This is a genomic window from Methylorubrum rhodesianum, from assembly GCF_014199985.1.
GTDB lineage: Bacteria > Pseudomonadota > Alphaproteobacteria > Rhizobiales > Beijerinckiaceae > Methylobacterium > Methylobacterium rhodesianum.
On the sequence record NZ_JACHOS010000006.1, the window covers coordinates 204,486 to 220,025 of the forward strand.

Below are 15,540 nucleotides of genomic sequence, written 5' to 3' on the forward strand. Positions count from 1 at the left end.
AAAATAGGAATTAAAAGATTGACACCGCGACGCTCCTCGGGTAGGTAGAGGGCACTCTCAAGAAGTGTGAATGGAGACGCCGCGATGCCGGACCCCTCCGAGCCACGCGGTGAGCCGAGTATCCTTCCAAAGCCGAACGCCAGAACAACCCGCAAGCGGGCGCCCGATGCCAGGAGGCTGCGGGCGCAGTTGCGCGTCCATATCGAGCGGCAGATCGCGCGGTTCGATGCGGCGCTCGACGCCGAGCCGCCGCCGGCCGGGTTCGACTCGGGCAAGGTGCTGCGCGATCTCGGCGGCCTGAAGAACCTGCTCGACGACATGAAGGCGCCCGATCGGGCCGCGGGGAAGGGAGAGGCGGATGGCGCAACCGGCCGGCCTTCCCTGTCCGCCGCCGATCTCGTGGCGATGCGCGCGGATATCGCGCGCCGCTATGCTGCATTCGCGGCGACGGAGCCGGACGACGGCGTTCTTGACCCGCCTCTCTCTGGACCATCTGCGCCTGCTTGAGGCCGACTGGCTCCATCGCGCGCGGCACGACCAGCTTCCGCCGCCGGGGCGCTGGACCACCTGGGCGGTGATCGGCGGGCGCGGCTCCGGCAAGACCCGGACCGGCGCCGAGTGGGTGCGCGGCCTCACCATCGGCGACCCGGTGTTCTCGCCGGATCCGGTCGGTCGCATCGCCTTGGTCGGCGAAACCTTCGCCGATGTGCGCGATGTGATGATCGATGGGCCGTCCGGCCTCCTCGCCCTGCCGCGGCTCGGCGGTGCGCCGCCGGTTTGGCAGCCGTCGCGGCGGCGGGTGGTGTTCGGCAACGGCGCCGTGGCGCTCGCCTTCTCCGCCGAGGAGCCGGATTCGTTGCGCGGTCCCCAGTTCGGCGCGGCGTGGTCCGATGAGGTCGCCAAGTGGCGCGAGGCGGAGACCGCCTACGACATGATTCAGTTCGGCCTCCGGCTCGGGGCGCGGCCCCGCGGCCTCGTCACCACGACGCCGCGGCCGGTGCCGCTGATCCGGCGGCTGCTCGCCGACCCGCGCACGGTGGTGACGCGCTCGCGCACCGCCGACAACGCGCAGAACCTCGCGCCGAGTTTTCTGGAGGATGTTGTCGGCCGCTATGCCGGCACCCGGCTCGGGCGCCAGGAACTCGACGGCGAGCTGATCGAGGATCGGCCGGACGCGCTCTGGACCCGCGATGATATTGAGAGGGCGCGCGTCCGCGAGGCGCCGCCGCTGCAGCGCGTCGCCGTGGCGGTCGATCCACCGGCCTCGTCCCGCGCCGGAGCGGATGCCTGCGGTCTCGTCGCGGCCGGGCTCGCGGCGGATGGTACCGCCTATGTCCTGGCGGACGCGACCCTGGAACGGGCGGCGCCTGCGGCTTGGGCGAGGGCCGCGCTCGCGCTCTACCATCGGCTGCAGGCCGACGCTCTGGTGGCGGAGGTCAACCAGGGCGGCGAGATGGTCGTCGCGGTGCTGGCCGAGGCCGATCCGAGCGTGCCGGTCGTCACCGTGCGGGCGACGCGGGGCAAGCTGCTGCGGGCCGAGCCGGTCTCGCTGCTCTACGCCCAGGGACGTGTGCGTCATGTCGGGCCGCTGTCGGCGCTCGAAGACGAGATGTGCGCCTTCGGTCCCGGCGGCCTGCCGGGCGGCGGCTCGCCGGACCGGCTCGATGCGCTGGTCTGGGCCCTCACGCATCTGATGCTCGCGCCGGGCGCGGAGCCGCGTATCCGCCGGCTCTGAACGTCGGCGCGGTTAATTTCACGTGAAACATTGTCAGCGGGGAACGTGCCATGGCTGGATTCATCGCGCGCCTCGCGCGGGCCGCAGGCTATGTGCCCGCGACCAAAGCCGCGGCGGCGGTCGCGCTCTACGGCGAGGGACGGGCGGTCTGGACCGCGCGCGACTACGGGGCGCTCGCCCGCGAGGGTTTCCAGCGCAACGCCATCGTCCACCGCGCCGTCCGGCTGGTCGCCGAGGCCGCGGCATCCCTGCCGCTGACGCTGGCCGGCGCCGACGAGGCGCATCCGCTGATCGGTTTGCTCGCCCGGCCGAACCCTCGCGAGGGCGGGATGCGCTTCCTCGACGGCGTCTACGGGCACCTTCTGGTCTCGGGCAACGCCTATCTCGAAGCGGTCGAGATCGAGGGGCAGCCCCGGGAGCTGTTCTCCCTGCGCCCCGACCGGATGCGGGTGATCGCCGGGACCGACGGATGGCCGGTGGCCTACGAATACACCGTCGGCAGCCGCCGCATCCGCTACGAGCAAGCGGGCGCGGTGCCGCCGATCCTGCACCTGACGCTGTTCAACCCGCTCGACGACCATTACGGCCTCTCGCCGATGGAGGCGGCGGCCGTGCCGCTCGACATCCACAACGCCGCCGGGGCCTGGAACAAGGCGTTGCTCGACAACGCCGCGCGCCCCTCCGGCGCCCTGGTCTTCGCGCCGACCACGGGTGCGGCCCTCAGCGACACGCAGTTCACGCGCCTCAAGGCGGAGCTGGAAGCGAGCTACCAGGGCAGCGCCAATGCCGGCCGGCCGCTCCTTCTCGACGGCGGGCTCGACTGGCGCCCGCTCTCGCTCTCGCCGAAGGAGATGGACTTCGTCGAAGCCAAGGCCGCGGCCGCCCGCGAGATTGCCCTGGCCTTCGGCGTGCCGCCGCTGCTGCTCGGTCTTCCCGGCGACAACACCCACGCGAACTACGCCGAGGCCAACCGCGCCTTCTACCGCCAGACGGTGATCCCGCTGGTGCGCCGCACCGCCGACTCCCTCGCCCGTTGGCTGGAGCCGGGCTTCGGCCCCGCCCGGCTGGAGCCGGATCTCGACGCCGTCGAGGCGCTGGCGACCGAGCGCGAATCGCTGTGGCGCCGGGTGCAGGGCGCCGATTTCCTCTCGGCGGCAGAGAAGCGCGAGGCCGTGGGCTACGCCCCGCAACTGCCGGGGTCCGGGGCCTGAGGCCCCGGCGGGATCCGGGCAGAGCCCGCTCTTCCTTCCCTCTCCAAGGTTCGTTCGATGGATGGCCATTTCACCGGCTACGCCAGCCTGTTCGGCGTGCCCGATCTCGGCCGCGACACCGTCGCGCCGGGTGCCTTCGCCGCGAGCCTCGCCCGGCGCGGCGCGCACGGGGTGCGCATGCTGTGGCAGCACGATCCGGCCGAGCCGATCGGCTCCTGGCTCTCTCTCAGGGAGGATGCCCGCGGCCTGCGCGTCGCCGGCCGGCTCAACCTCGCGGTCCAGCGCGCCCGCGAGATCGACGCGCTGATGCGCGAGGGCGCCCTCGACGGTCTGTCGATCGGCTTTCGCGTCGTGCGGGCGTCGCCCGAGCGCGGCGGCCGCCGGCTGCTCGCCGTGGATCTGTGGGAGGTCTCCCTGGTGACCTTCCCGCTCCAGCCCGACGCGCGGGTGACCCGCGCGGCGGCAGCGCCGCGCCCCATTGCCCCGCCGCGCCGGCGCCTCGCCGCCCCGCCGCTCGCGGCCCGCGCCTGACCTTCGTCTTCCTTCACCGATGAGGATGCCATGACCGAGATGCGTTTCGAGACCAAGGCCCCCGCCGGCCTGCCCGAGAACAAGGCGGCGACGTTCGGCACCGAGGCGGTGCTCGACGAGTTCGGCCGCGCCTTCGAGGCCTTCAAGGAGGCGAACGACGCACGGCTCTGCGAGATCGAGACCCGGCTCACCGCCGATGTTGTGACCGAGGAGAAGCTCGCCCGCATCGACGCCGCTCTCGATCAGGCGAAGAACCGCCTCGACCGGATCAGTCTCGACCGCGCCCGGCCGCCCCTCGGCGGGGCGGAGCCCCCGCGCGATGCGTCCGCCACCGAGCATAAGGCCGCCTTCGACCTCTACGTGCGGGCCGGCGAGAGCGCCGGCCTCAAGCGCCTGGAGGAGAAGGCACTCTCCGCCGGCTCCGGGCCGGATGGCGGCTATCTCGTTCCGTCCACGATCGAGCGGGAAGTGCTGCGGCGCCTCGCCGAGATCTCGCCGATCCGCGCCATCGCCACGGTGCGGGTCGTCTCCGGCGGTCACTACAAGCGCGCGGTCTCGGTCAACGGCCCCGCCGCCGGCTGGGTCGCCGAGACCGCCCCCCGGCCACAGACCGACGCGCCGAGCCTGTCCGAGCTGAGCTTCCCGGCGATGGAACTCTACGCCATGCCGGCGGCGACGCAGACGCTGCTCGACGATGCGGTGCTCGACATCGATGCCTGGCTCGCGGAGGAGGTCGAGACGGCGTTCGCCGAACAGGAGAGCGTCGCCTTCGTCACCGGCAACGGGGTCGGCCGGCCGAAGGGCTTTCTCAGCTACGACACGGTGGCCAATGCCAGTTGGGGAGCGGGCAAGCTCGGCTTCGTCGCGACAGGGGCGGCGGGCGCCTTCCCCGCGAGCAACCCGACCGACGTGCTGTTCGATCTGATCTACGCACTGCGCGCCGGCTACCGCCAGGGTGCGAGCTTCGTGATGAACCGGCGGGTCCAGAGCGCGATCCGCAAGTTCAAGGACGCGGACGGCAACTATCTCTGGCAGCCGCCCCTCGCCGCGGACCGGGCCGCGACCCTGATGGGCTTTCCCCTCGTCGAGGCCGAGGCGATGCCCGACCTGTCGGCGGGCAGCCACTCCATCGCCTTCGGCGACTTCAAGCGCGGCTACCTCGTGGTGGACCGTGTGGGCTTGCGCACCCTGCGCGATCCATACTCCGCCAAGCCCTACGTGCTGTTCTACACCACCAAGCGCGTCGGCGGCGGGGTACAGGACTTCGACGCGATCAAGCTGCTTCGGTTCGCCTGAACGCTCAATACATCCGCCGCCGGGCGGGCCGGGCCATCCACTCGGTGCGCCCGGCCTGTGCCGCCGCCATGTCGGGGCTCATCGCCTCCATCTCGGCGGCGCGCGAGGAGATCCAGCTCGCGTGCTCGCCGGTGGGCGTTACGGCGGTGAACCCGCCGCAGGCGGTGCGGGCGCGCCGATCCTGGCGCATCGCGCCGCTCGACCAGCTCACCACGCCGACCATCTGGCCGCCGCGCAGGATCGGCCCGCCGGAATCGCCGAGGCACGCACCCGCGCCCGCCGTCTCCGCCATGCGCCGCGCATCGGTCACGACGGTGACGCGGTTGGCGACCTGCAGCGAACCGATGGAGACGAGATGCGCCGTACGCAGGGTCCGCGCGGTGTTGCGGCGGTTCTCGGCCAGCACGCCGAAGCCGGCGATGTCCACATTGTCGCCGGTGGTGATCGCGCCGCCGCGGGGGTCGAGCGGCCGGAAGCCGGGACCGACCGGCTGTTCCAGCTTGATCAGGGCGAGGTCGATGCCCGGCTGTTCCTCCGGCGTGGTGCCGGGGACGAATTCGGGATGCATCGAGACCGCGACCGCGCGCAGGCGGCGCTGGCGGAAATTCGGATCGACCACGACCACGTTGTAGCCGGCCTTGTGCATCACGCAGTGCGCCGCGGTGAGCACGATGTCCTGCGTGATCAGGGTGCCCGAGCAGATCTCGCCCTGCGTGCTCTCGATGCGGACCACCGAAGCGCGCAGGCCCCCGGGATCGCGCGAGGTGCGGCCCTCGACCACGGCCTGGGCCGAGAGCGGGACAAGTCCCAGCAGGGCACCGAGCAGGCACGCGCGAAGGGGGCTCGCAACCATCTTTTCCGTTCTCCAGGATCCGGGTACGTGCCGCGGGGTGCTGCGGCCGAATCCCGGAACGGTTGAAGCGTATCCGAAGGCAATTCGGCGGCCAAGCTCCGGTTCCGCCACGGCGACGGCACGCGGATCACGATCGGTCAAGGATGTGACCAGCGCGCGGCGCTGCCCCAGCCGGCCAGCGTCCGATCGATCCAGTCCCGCTGCGGCCCGAGCAGGATGCCCTGGGTCAGGCCGCCGCAGGCGTCCTTCACCCAGGCGGCGACCGCGGCCACCGCCGCGCTGTCGAAGATCGGTCCGCCGGAATCGCCCTGGCAGCCACCGGCGCCCGGTGCCTGCATCCAGACCAGGATCCGGCTCGGACCGTAGGGCTCGACCACCGTGAGGGTGGCGCCGCGATAGCGGCCGATCGAGCGCCGGTCACCGCCGCGAACCGCGCCGTAGCCGGCCAGCGTCAGGCTTTCGCCGGCCCGCGGCATCGCCGCACTCAGGGCCGCCGGCACGAACCGGGCGGGCAGGGGCTCGCGGGTGCGCAGCAGGGCGAGGTCGATGGAGCGGGTGCGCCCGCGGATCGCATCGCCGTCATAGGCCGGATGCAGGCCGCGGGCGGCGACCTCGGCGAGAACCGGGCGACCCGTCTCGTCGCGGTAATGGACGCGGTTCTCGCCCACGCCCGCCACGCAGTGGCCGGCGGTGAGCACCGCGTCGGCGGCGACCACGATCCCCGAACAGACCCCGCCGCCCGAGGTCAGCACCATCACCGCCGAGGCCGCGCCCGGCACCCCCGTCCCCTCGCGGCCGCCGACGATAGCGGCGGCCGGCGCGGCAGCGACCAGCACCGCGAGCGCGGCCGCGCGGAGGGCAGGGCGCGCCGCGCGCGCGGGAAAAGGGTTCAGCGCGCGCATCGGTGGCGAAGGACGCTTTCAGGAGAAGACGGCATGACCCCGATACGCGTCGAGGAGACCGGCGTCGAGCCGCTGAGCCTGCCTGAGATGCGCGCCTATCTCCGGCTCTCCTCGGACGAGACCGCCGAGGATGCGCTGATCGCCCGCCTGATAACCGCCGCGCGAGCGGCGGTCGAGGCGGCCGGCCGCCGCCTGCTGCGGCCCGCCCGCTTCCGAGTGGTGCTGTCGGCCTGGCCCCAGCTCGGCCTGCTGCCACTGCCACTGAGCCCGCTTGTCGCCGTTCTGCGCGCCGGTCGGGTCGATACGCGCGGCGGCGTCAGTGAGATCGAGGCGGGACCGATCCGGATCGGCCCCGACCCCTGGGAGGCGCCCTGCCTCCTGTTCGGACCGGACCTGCCGCCGCTCGGCACGGCCTCCGCGCTGGTCGAGGTGAGCGCCGGCTGCGGCGGCGACGGGCCGCCGGTGCCCGAGCCGCTGATCCAGGCCCTGCGCCTGACGATCGCGGACTGGTTCGAAAACCGCGGCGATTCGGCCGATGGACGGCCCCGGATGCTGCCGCCCGAGGCGGCCGGACTCGCCGCCGCCTGCCGCCGGATGCGGCTCTGATTCCGCCTCAGGGAGACCGACGATGACTCGCAGGCCGCTCGGCGCGCGACGGCGGCGCCTCGTGCTCGAAATGCCGGTGGACGAGCCCGACGGGTTCGGCGGCCGGTTGCGCCGCTACGTCGCCGGGCCCGTGCTGTGGGGCTCGCTGGAGGCACTCGGCACCGCCGCACCCCGCGGGGGGCGTCATGACCGCCCTAGCCTCTACCGCGCCAGCCTGCGCTATCGCCCCGGCGTCAACCCGGCCATGCGCCTTGCCGACGGCACGCGGCGCTTCGCGATCCGCGCCGCCGACGACCCCGACGGCCGCCGCCGCGACCTCGTCTGCGAGGTGGAGGAGGTGATCGAGGAGGCTGCCCCGTGACGCGATCGAGCCCGCTTCTCGCCCTGCGCGCCGGCCTTCTCGCCCGTCTCGGCGGGGATGCGCGGCTCGCCGCGCTGATGGGGGGCCGGCTGCGGCTCTACGACGAGCCGCCGCGCGGTGCCGCCCCGGTCTACGCGCTGTTCGGACCCAGCGAGACCCGCGACGATTCCGTCGACGGCGCCCGGCGCCACCGCCACGCCTTCGCGCTGATCGTCCTCGCCAAGCCGGGCTCGGTCCGCTCTGCCCTGGAGGTGGCGGAGCTCATCGCCGCCGGCCTCGATGAGGCCGACCTTTCCTTGAGTGGCCACGCCCTCGTCCTCCTGCGCCTCCGAGGCCTCGCCAGCCTGCGCGACGAGCGCACCGGCGAGGCGCGCGCGACCCTCTCCTTCGAGGCGGTGACCGAGAGCGCTGCCTGACAATTCCTGACAAAGCCGGAGCCGCAGGCATGAGCGCACAGAAGGGCAGGGATCTTTTGGTCCGGGTGAGCAACGGGGCCGGCGGCTTCGTCGCGGTGGCGGGCCTGCGTGCCCGGCAACTCGCCTTCAACGCCGAGACGGTGGACGTCACCAACGCCGATTCCGCCGGACGCTGGCGCGAGCTACTGTCCGGCGCGGGCGTGCGCCGTGCCGCGGTCGCCGGATCGGGCGTGTTCCGCGACGAGGCCTCCGATGCCCGCCTGCGCCAGATGTTCTTCGACGGCGTGATCGGCCTGTTTCAGATCGTGGTGCCGGATTTCGGCACGATCGAGGGGCTGTTTCAGATCACCAGCCTCGAATACCGCGGCGAGCATGCGGGCGAGGTGACGTTCGACATCGCCCTCGACTCCGCCGGGGCCTTGAGCTTCGCGGGGGTGTGATCATGGCCAACCGACGACGCGGCGAGGTGCCGCTCACCCTGGGACAGGAGCGCTACACGCTCTGCCTTACCCTCGGGGCCCTGGCCGAACTGGAGGATGCACTCAAGGCGGACGACCTCGCCGGCCTCGTCGAGCGCTTCGCCGGAGGGCGGCTCGCCGCCCGGGACGTGATCGCGCTTCTCGGCGCCGCGCTTCGCGGCGGCGGTCACGCCCTCGACGACGAGGCGGTCGCCCGCCTGCCGCTCGCGGGCGGCCTCGCCGCCGTCACCGCGGCGCTCGGCGAGGCGCTGGTCGCGGCCTTCGGCGAGGCCCCGCCCGCGGACCCTTGAGACCTGCGGGGAGCGCCGCGCCGGAGACGCCCGTCCCCGGCTTCCCGTGGGACGCGGTGCTGACGCTGGGTCTCGCGACCCTGCGCTGGCGCCCGCGCGACCTCTGGGCCGCCACGCCCCGCGAACTCGCCGCCGCGGCCGGCCTGACCCGGCCGGTGCCCGATGCGCCGAGCCGGACCGATCTCGACCGGCTGCTCGCCGCCTATCCCGATCCGGAGGGTCCATGACGATCGACAGCGACCGCAGCACGGCCGAGCGGACCAAGCAGCTCGAAACCCTGGACCGTCTGGCCCAGCGCTTCGGCCAGAGCCTGTCCTCGGCCTTCGACCGCAACCTCAATGCCGGGCGCCAGCTCGACGGCGTGCTGGCCTCGCTGGCTGGCAAGCTCTCCAACGTCGCCGTCAAAGCGGCCCTCGCTCCCGTGAAGGCGGGCGTGGCGGGCCTCGTCAACAGCCTGCTGAGCGCAGCCTCCGAGACCGGCGGTGCCACGGCGCTCGCGAGGGGCGGCCTCGTCTCGGACGGGCGGATCGTGCCGTTCCGCCTCGGCGACGCCTTCGGGGAAGGGCGCGTGCGGCCCTTCGCGGCCGGCGGCGTCGTGGCCGCGCCGACCTATTTTCCCCTCGCCGGTCCCGGCGGCGGCACCGGCCTGATGGGAGAGGCCGGGCCGGAGGCGATCCTGCCGCTCAGGCGCGGCAGCGATGGCCGCCTCGGCGTCGCCGCCGGCGGGACGGAGCGGCCGGTCGCGGTCACCGTCAACATCGAGACCCCGGATATCGAGGGCTTCCGCCGCTCCGAAGCCCAGGTCGCCGCCCGCCTCGCCCGCGCGGTCGCCCGCGGCCGACGCGCCCTGTGAGGGGTAGCGCCATGGCATCCGACTTCCATGAGGTGCGCTTTCCCCTCGATGTAGCGCTGCGCGGCAGCGGCGGCCCGGTGCGGCGCACCGAGATCGTCACGCTGGCCTCCGGGAGGGAGCACCGCAACAGCCGCTGGGCGGATTCGCGCCGCCGCTACGATGCCGGGCTCGGCATCCGCACCCTCGACGCGCTGCACGCCGTGCTGGGCTTCTTCGAGGAGCGGCGCGGCCGGCTCTACGGCTTCCGCTACCGCGACCGCGTCGATCACCGCTCCGGCCCACCCTCGCGCCCGGTCGCGCCGACCGATCAGCGGATCGGCACCGGTGACGGCACGACCCGCGTCTTCGCCCTCGTCAAGGCCTACGGAAGCGGACCGGACGCCTATCGCCGAGCCATCGCCAAGCCGGTGGCGGGCAGCGTTCGCGTGGCGGTGAACGGGCTTGCGGTGGCGGCCCTGAGCGTCGCCTGCGATCCGGCGACGGGGCAGGTCAGCTTCGCCGCCGACGCGGTGCCGCCGCCGGGCGCCGCCGTCACCGCCGGCTACGAGTTCGACGTGCCGGTCCGCTTCGACACCGACGAACTCACCGTCGATCTCGCCGCCTTCACCGCCGGCGAGGTGCCGCGAATCCCGCTGATCGAGATCGTGCCCTGAGGGGGCCCGAAGGGGAAGCCGATGCGCGCCATCCCGCCCCGTCTCGCCGCCCGCTTGGAGGACGGCGCGACGACGCTCTGCCGCTGCTGGGCCCTGCGTCGCCGCGACGGCCTCGTCCTCGGCTTCACCGATCACGATCGCGATCTTGCCTTCGGCGATGTGACCTACGCCGCCCGCAGCGGGCTGGAGGCCGCCGAAGCGAGCGCGGAACTCGGCTTTGCCGTCGGCGGCGGCGAGGTGGCCGGGGCGCTGACCTCGGCCGGGATCACCGAGGCGGACATCGCGGCGGGGCTCTATGACGGGGCGGGGGTCGAGACCTGGCTGGTCGATTGGGTCGAGCCCGAGGCGCGCCTGCTCCTCGACGTGGCGACCCTGGGCGAGATCCGCCGGGAGGGCGCCGCCTTCGTCGCCGAACTGCGCGGGCTGATGCACCGCCTCGACGTCACTGTCGGGCGCCGTTTTTCGCACGGCCTGCGATGCGGAACTCGGCGGCGCCCGCTGCCGCGTCGATCCGGCGAACCCGCGCTTCCGCACGACCGGTACGGTGCGGGCCGTGCCCGAACCCGGTCGGCTCACCGTCGCGCTGGCAGGGAGCTTTGCCGCGGGCTGGTTCTCCGGTGGGCACCTGACCTGGGATGCGGGCGCCAATGCCGGGCAGGCCGCCGATCTGCGGGGCCATGCCCGCGACGGCGACACGGTGGACCTCGACCTGTGGGATCCCCCGCCGCGCCCGTCTGCCCCCGGCGACGTCTTCACCCTCGTCGCCGGCTGCGACAAGAGCCTCTCGGCGTGCCGCGACAAGTTCGCCAACACGCTCAACTTCCAGGGGTTTCCGCACATGCCCGGCAACGATTTCGTGCTGCGCCCCGGCCCTGAGACCGGGGCCCGGCTCGACGGCTCCAGCCTGTTCCGGTGAGACCATCATGGATGATGACGTGGCGCCGCTGCCCGAGCGGATCGTGGCCGAGGCCCGCACCTGGGCCGGGACACCCTACCGGCACCAAGCCTCGCTGAAGGGCGTCGGCTGCGATTGTCTGGGCCTGTTGCGCGGCGTCTGGCGCGGGGTGATCGGCCCCGAGCCGGAGGAGGCGCCGCCCTACGCCGCCTCCTGGGCCGAGTCGGCGCCTGCCGGCACCGACCCGCTGCTGGCCGCCGCGCGTCGGCACCTCGTGCCGATCGCCGTTCCAATGGCCGCCGATCGGCCCCTGGCCGGCGACGTTCTGCTCTTCTCGTTTCGTGTACATTTGCCGGCAAAACATTGCGCCATCGCCACCGGGCCGGCCGCGATGATCCATGCCCATGACGGCGCGGCGGTGACCGAGGTCGCGCTGACGCCCTGGTGGCGCCGCCACCTCGCCCACGCCTTCCGCTTTCCCGATCCGTCCTGATCCTCGCACGCGCCGGAGGCCGCGCCATGACGACGCTCGTCCTGCAAACCGCCGGCGCGGCGGTCGGCACCGCGCTCGGTGGCCCCGTCGGCGGGATGATCGGGCGGGTCGCCGGGGCGGCCGGGGGCGCGGCGCTCGACGGTGCCCTGTTCGGCGCCGGCACCAATCCGCGCTTCATCGAGGGGCCGCGGCTTTCCGAACTCGGCGGCCTCGCCTCCACCGAGGGCGCACCGGTGCCGCGGGTCTATGGCCGTGCCCGCATCGGCGGCACCCTGATCTGGGCGACGCGCCCGCTCGAAGTCGCCAATACCACGGTGGAGCGCGCCGCCTCCGGCTCGAAGGGGGGATCGGGCGGGCAGAAGACGGTGCGCACCGCCTACAGCTACTTCATCGATCTCGCTGTCGGGCTCTGCGCGGGTGAGATCGCCCTGGTGCGCCGGGTCTGGGCGGATGGCCGCGAGCTCGACCTGACGACGCTCAATGTCCGGGTCCATACCGGTGCGGCGATGCAGGCACCCGACCCGCTCATCGTCGCCAAGGAAGGCGCGGACAACGCACCGGCCTATCGCGGTCTGGCCTACATCGTGTTCGAGCGGCTGCCGCTCGCCGCCTTCGGCAACCGCATCCCGCAATTCTCCTTCGAGGTGATCCGCCCGGTTGCGGGGTTGGCGAACAGGATCCGAGCGGTCTGTCTGATCCCCGGCTCCACCGAATTCGGCCTCGACCCGCTCGCGGTGAGAGAGGACGCGGGATTTGGTTCTACGAAGCCGGCTAACCGTTTCCAGTTCCAGAGTGCGAGCGATGTCGTGGCCTCCCTTGACGCGCTCCAGGCCCTGTGCCCGCGTCTCAAGCGGGTCTCGCTCGTGACGAGCTGGTTCGGCGACGACCTGCGCGCCGGGCACTGCACCGTGACGCCGCGGGTCGATGCAGGCGCGAAGGCGACCACCGGCGAACCCTGGGCCGTGGCCGGGTTGAACCGCGCCGTGGCGCGGGCCGTCTCCCGCACCGATGGCACGGCCGCCTATGGCGGCACGCCGTCCGATGGCGGGCTGGGGCGTCTGGTGGCGGACCTGAACCGCCGCGGTCTCGCCGTGGTGCTCTACCCCTTCGTGATGATGGATGTGCCGGCGGGCAACGTCCTGCCGGACCCGTACCGGCCCGGTGAGACGCAGATCTCCTCTCAGCCGGCCTATCCCTGGCGCGGGCGCATCACCTGCGATCCCGCCCCCGACCGGCCCGGTAGCCCGGACGGCACCGGCAGCGCGGCCGATCAGGTCGCGGCCTTCTTCGAGGGGCCGCAGGGCTACCGGGCGATGATCCTGCACTATGCCGGCCTCGCCGCCGGCTGGGCGGCGGCGGGAGCGCCGCTCGCCGGCTTCATCCTCGGCAGCGAGTTCGTCGGCCTCACCCGGGTGCGCGGCCCGCACGGCACCTATCCGGCCGTCGAACAGCTCCGGCGCCTCGCCGGAGAGGTTCATGCAGGCCTCGGCAGCGGCGTGAGCCTCGTCTACGCCGCCGATTGGACCGAGTACGGCGCCCATGTCCGCGAGGGCGGCGCCTCCGTGCGCTTCCCCCTCGACCCCCTCTTCGCCGACCCGGCCGTCGCGGCGGTCGGAATCGACTATTATCCGCCGCTCTCGGACTGGCGCGACGGTCCGGGCCACCGCGACGCGGCGGAGGCTACGAGCGTCTACGACCGCGCCTATCTCAAGCAACGCCTCGGAGCGGGCGAGGCCTTCGACTGGTACTATGCCGGCCCCGAGGATCGCCTCGCGCAACGCCGTACCCCGATCACCGACGGCGCTCACGGCAAGCCGTGGATCTACCGGGCGAAGGATCTCGTCGCCTGGTGGTCGAACCCGCATGTCGAGCGGCAGGGCGGCGTCGAGACCGGGCCGACCGCCTGGGTGCCGAAGGGCAAGCCGATCTGGCTCACCGAGATCGGCATTCCGGCGGTCGATCGCGGCACCAACGGACCCAACGTCTTCCCCGATCCGAAATCGTCGGAGAACGCGCGCCCGCCCTTTTCCCGCGGCACCCGCGACGACCTGATCCAGGCCCGCGGCCTCGACGCGATCCTCTCGCGCTTCGATGCCAGCTCAAATGATTTCGAGCCGGCTCACAATCCGGTCTCGCCGCTCTACGGCGGCCGGATGATCCCGGCCGAGCACATCTATGTCTGGGCCTGGGACGCGCGGCCGTTTCCGGCTTTTCCCGACTTCACCACCGTGTGGTCGGACGCCCCCAACTGGGCGATCGGCCACTGGATCACCGGCCGGATCGAGGGCCTCGAACTCGACCGGCTGATCGCGGCGATCCTCACGGATCTCGGTATCGAGGCGCCGGCGGAGATCGAGGCCGCCGGCTTCCTCGACGGCGCCGTGCTCGACCGGCCGCTCTCCGCCCGCGAGGCGCTGGAGCCGCTCGTCCGGCTGTTCGGCCTCGACGTCTCGGTCTCCGCCGGAACCTTGCGGGTCCGCGACGGGCGGATGCGCGCGTCCGCTCGGCTGGATCCGGGCGATCTCGTCCCCGGTCGGGACGAGGCAGCCCCCTTGCGCCGGGTGCGGGCGCAGGAGAGCGAGCTGCCGCGCTCGCTCGCGATCGGCTTCTCCGACGGCGAGAGCCCGGACTACCGCCGCGCCACCGTGGCCGCGGCCCGTCCGGCCGGGGCGCGGCGGCAGGAGGTGCGCGTCGAGGCCGCGGTCGTCACCCGGCGCGAGGCCGCGCAGGTGCTAGCGGAAGCCGTCCTCGACGCGGCGCTCGCGGCCCGCGACACCGCGGCCTTCGGGGTGAGTCCGCGCCGGATCGACCTCGAGCCCGGCGACCTCGTGGCCCTGCCCGGCGAGACCCGGGGGACGCTCCACCGGATCGTTCGCATCGACGACGACCCGTCGGGGCGCCGGGTCGAGGCGCGGGCCGTGCCGCTCTCCCGGCCCGATCCCGCGCCCGGCGCATGGGTTCCGCGAGCCGGCCGGACGCCGCCCTCCCTGCCGGGGCCGGTCTTCGCGGTCCCGCTGGTCCTGCCGGTGGAGCGGGGCGAGCCGGTGACGCTGTCCTACCTCGCGGTCTCCGCCGATCCCTGGCCCGGGGCGGTCGCGATCTGGCGTTCGGCCGGCGAGGGGGCACCGTTCGGGCTCCACCGCATCCTCGACCATCCGGCCTGTCTCGGCCGCACCCTGAACCTGCTGCCGCCGGGCCCGCTCTGGCGCTTCGACCGCAGCACCCGTCTCGACGTCGCCCTGCGGCACGCGGACGGCCTGAGCGCGATCGGCGAGGCCGCGGCGCTGGCGGGCGGCAACCTGTTCGCCGTGATCGGCGAGGACGGAACGGTCGAGATCCTGTCCGCGGCGAGAGCCGAGCTGATCGGAACCGGGACGTGGCGACTCTCGGCACTGCTGCGGGGGCTGGCCGGCAGCGAGGCGGCCGCAGACCGGGCGGCGGGGGCGGGCAGCCTGATCGTGCGCCTCGACGACGGCGCCGTCCGGCCGCTGATCGACCAACTCGACGAGGCTGGCCGCCGCTTCCTCTACCGGGTCGGCCCGGCGGAGCGCGATCCGGCCGATCCCGCCTTCGTCGGCTTCGCGGCGGCGGCGGACCTGACCGCCTTCCGTCCCATGAGCCCGGTCCATCTGCGCGGGCGGCGCGAGGCCGACGGCATCCGCTTCAGCTGGACCCGGCGGGCCCGGCGCGAGGCCGATGCCTGGGAGCCGGCCGACCTGCCGCTGGATGCGGACAGCCGGGGCTACCGCCTCGACATCCTCGCCGAGGACGGGCGGACCCTGCGCAGCCTGAGCACCGAGACGACGAGTGCGCTCTACGCGGGCGCCGACGAGATCGCCGATTTCGGCGCGGCCCGCACCGAGATCGACGTCGCGGTGGCCCAGGTCGGCCGGCTTGCCGGTCCCGGCCCCGCCCGCCGGGCGCGGGTGAGCCTGCGGACCGTCTGACATCCGGTCTCGACCTGCG

The 15,540-nt window shown here is 73.4% G+C and carries 17 protein-coding genes and 1 pseudogene; 16 read left to right on the top strand and 2 right to left on the bottom strand.

All coding sequences use genetic code 11. The annotated features are described in order from the left end of the window. The first annotated feature begins 84 nt into the window (after nt 1–84). Genes HNR01_RS11020 through HNR01_RS11040 form a run of 5 tightly spaced genes read left to right on the top strand, consistent with a single transcriptional unit; the run spans nt 85 to nt 4,773 of the window. The gene (locus HNR01_RS11020) at nt 85–507 is read left to right on the top strand and encodes a hypothetical protein (protein WP_183667751.1); all 423 of its coding nucleotides are present in this window, start codon (nt 85–87) and stop codon (nt 505–507) included. Then, on the top strand, nt 470–1,735 hold the full coding sequence (locus HNR01_RS11025; RefSeq protein ID WP_183667752.1) for a DNA-packaging protein: 1,266 nt from the start codon (nt 470–472) through the stop codon (nt 1,733–1,735). The genes HNR01_RS11020 and HNR01_RS11025 overlap by 38 nt, the downstream gene beginning before the upstream one ends. A 50-nt stretch (nt 1,736–1,785) precedes the next feature. Continuing rightward, nucleotides 1,786–2,946 (top strand): phage portal protein, encoded by a 1,161-nt coding sequence (locus HNR01_RS11030; protein ID WP_183667753.1) that lies wholly within the window; start codon nt 1,786–1,788, stop codon nt 2,944–2,946. A gap of 57 nt (nt 2,947–3,003) precedes the next feature. Beyond that, on the top strand, nt 3,004–3,477 hold the full coding sequence (locus HNR01_RS11035; RefSeq protein ID WP_017484831.1) for an HK97 family phage prohead protease: 474 nt from the start codon (nt 3,004–3,006) through the stop codon (nt 3,475–3,477). Between the two features lie 30 nt (nt 3,478–3,507). Then, nucleotides 3,508–4,773 carry a phage major capsid protein gene (locus HNR01_RS11040; RefSeq protein ID WP_183667754.1) on the top strand — a complete coding sequence of 422 codons (1,266 nt, stop codon included), beginning with the start codon at nt 3,508–3,510 and terminating at the stop codon, nt 4,771–4,773. A gap of 4 nt (nt 4,774–4,777) precedes the next feature. On the opposite strand, the gene HNR01_RS11045 is transcribed toward HNR01_RS11040, so the two are convergent. Beyond that, the gene (locus tag HNR01_RS11045; protein ID WP_017484829.1) at nt 4,778–5,626 is read right to left on the bottom strand and encodes a S1 family peptidase; all 849 of its coding nucleotides are present in this window, start codon (nt 5,624–5,626) and stop codon (nt 4,778–4,780) included. Between the two features lie 137 nt (nt 5,627–5,763). After that, a complete protein-coding gene (locus HNR01_RS11050; protein WP_183667755.1) occupies nt 5,764–6,528 on the bottom strand; it encodes a trypsin-like serine protease in 765 nt (254 codons plus the stop codon). Between the two features lie 33 nt (nt 6,529–6,561). Here HNR01_RS11050 and HNR01_RS11055 point away from each other — a divergent pair, with 33 nt between their 5' ends. The 11 genes and pseudogenes from HNR01_RS11055 (at nt 6,562) to HNR01_RS11105 (ending at nt 15,521) form a co-directional block, all read left to right on the top strand. Further along, the gene (locus HNR01_RS11055) at nt 6,562–7,134 is read left to right on the top strand and encodes a head-tail connector protein (RefSeq protein ID WP_183667756.1); all 573 of its coding nucleotides are present in this window, start codon (nt 6,562–6,564) and stop codon (nt 7,132–7,134) included. Between the two features lie 22 nt (nt 7,135–7,156). Beyond that, nucleotides 7,157–7,495: a head-tail adaptor protein gene (locus HNR01_RS11060; RefSeq protein ID WP_183667757.1), complete on the top strand. Its 339-nt coding sequence runs from the start codon at nt 7,157–7,159 to the stop codon at nt 7,493–7,495. Then, a complete protein-coding gene (locus tag HNR01_RS11065) occupies nt 7,492–7,911 on the top strand; it encodes a DUF3168 domain-containing protein (protein ID WP_183667758.1) in 420 nt (139 codons plus the stop codon). The genes HNR01_RS11060 and HNR01_RS11065 overlap by 4 nt, the downstream gene beginning before the upstream one ends. 29 nt (nt 7,912–7,940) lie before the next feature. Next, complete coding sequence (locus HNR01_RS11070; protein WP_153873868.1) at nt 7,941–8,351, top strand: phage major tail protein, TP901-1 family; 411 nt, start codon at nt 7,941–7,943, stop codon at nt 8,349–8,351. Between the two features lie 2 nt (nt 8,352–8,353). Continuing rightward, nucleotides 8,354–8,680: a gene transfer agent family protein gene (locus tag HNR01_RS11075; RefSeq protein WP_183667759.1), complete on the top strand. Its 327-nt coding sequence runs from the start codon at nt 8,354–8,356 to the stop codon at nt 8,678–8,680. Continuing rightward, nucleotides 8,677–8,907, top strand: coding sequence for a phage tail assembly chaperone (locus HNR01_RS11080; RefSeq protein ID WP_183667760.1), 231 nt, complete (start codon nt 8,677–8,679; stop codon nt 8,905–8,907). The genes HNR01_RS11075 and HNR01_RS11080 overlap by 4 nt, the downstream gene beginning before the upstream one ends. After that, nucleotides 8,904–9,533 carry a phage tail tape measure protein gene (locus tag HNR01_RS11085; protein ID WP_183667761.1) on the top strand — a complete coding sequence of 210 codons (630 nt, stop codon included), beginning with the start codon at nt 8,904–8,906 and terminating at the stop codon, nt 9,531–9,533. Before HNR01_RS11080 ends, HNR01_RS11085 begins: the two co-directional genes overlap by 4 nt. Nucleotides 9,534–9,544: 11 nt before the next feature. Then, nucleotides 9,545–10,186 (top strand): DUF2460 domain-containing protein, encoded by a 642-nt coding sequence (locus HNR01_RS11090; protein WP_183667762.1) that lies wholly within the window; start codon nt 9,545–9,547, stop codon nt 10,184–10,186. A gap of 21 nt (nt 10,187–10,207) precedes the next feature. Next, nucleotides 10,208–11,102: pseudogene (locus tag HNR01_RS11095) on the top strand (phage/gene transfer agent baseplate hub protein). Between the two features lie 7 nt (nt 11,103–11,109). Next, entirely contained in the window at nt 11,110–11,574 is a 465-nt protein-coding gene (locus HNR01_RS11100) for an NlpC/P60 family protein (protein WP_183667763.1), read from the top strand. Nucleotides 11,575–11,600: 26 nt separating this feature from the next. Next, nucleotides 11,601–15,521 carry a baseplate multidomain protein megatron gene (locus tag HNR01_RS11105; RefSeq protein ID WP_183667764.1) on the top strand — a complete coding sequence of 1,307 codons (3,921 nt, stop codon included), beginning with the start codon at nt 11,601–11,603 and terminating at the stop codon, nt 15,519–15,521. The last annotated feature ends 19 nt before the right edge of the window (nt 15,522–15,540 follow it).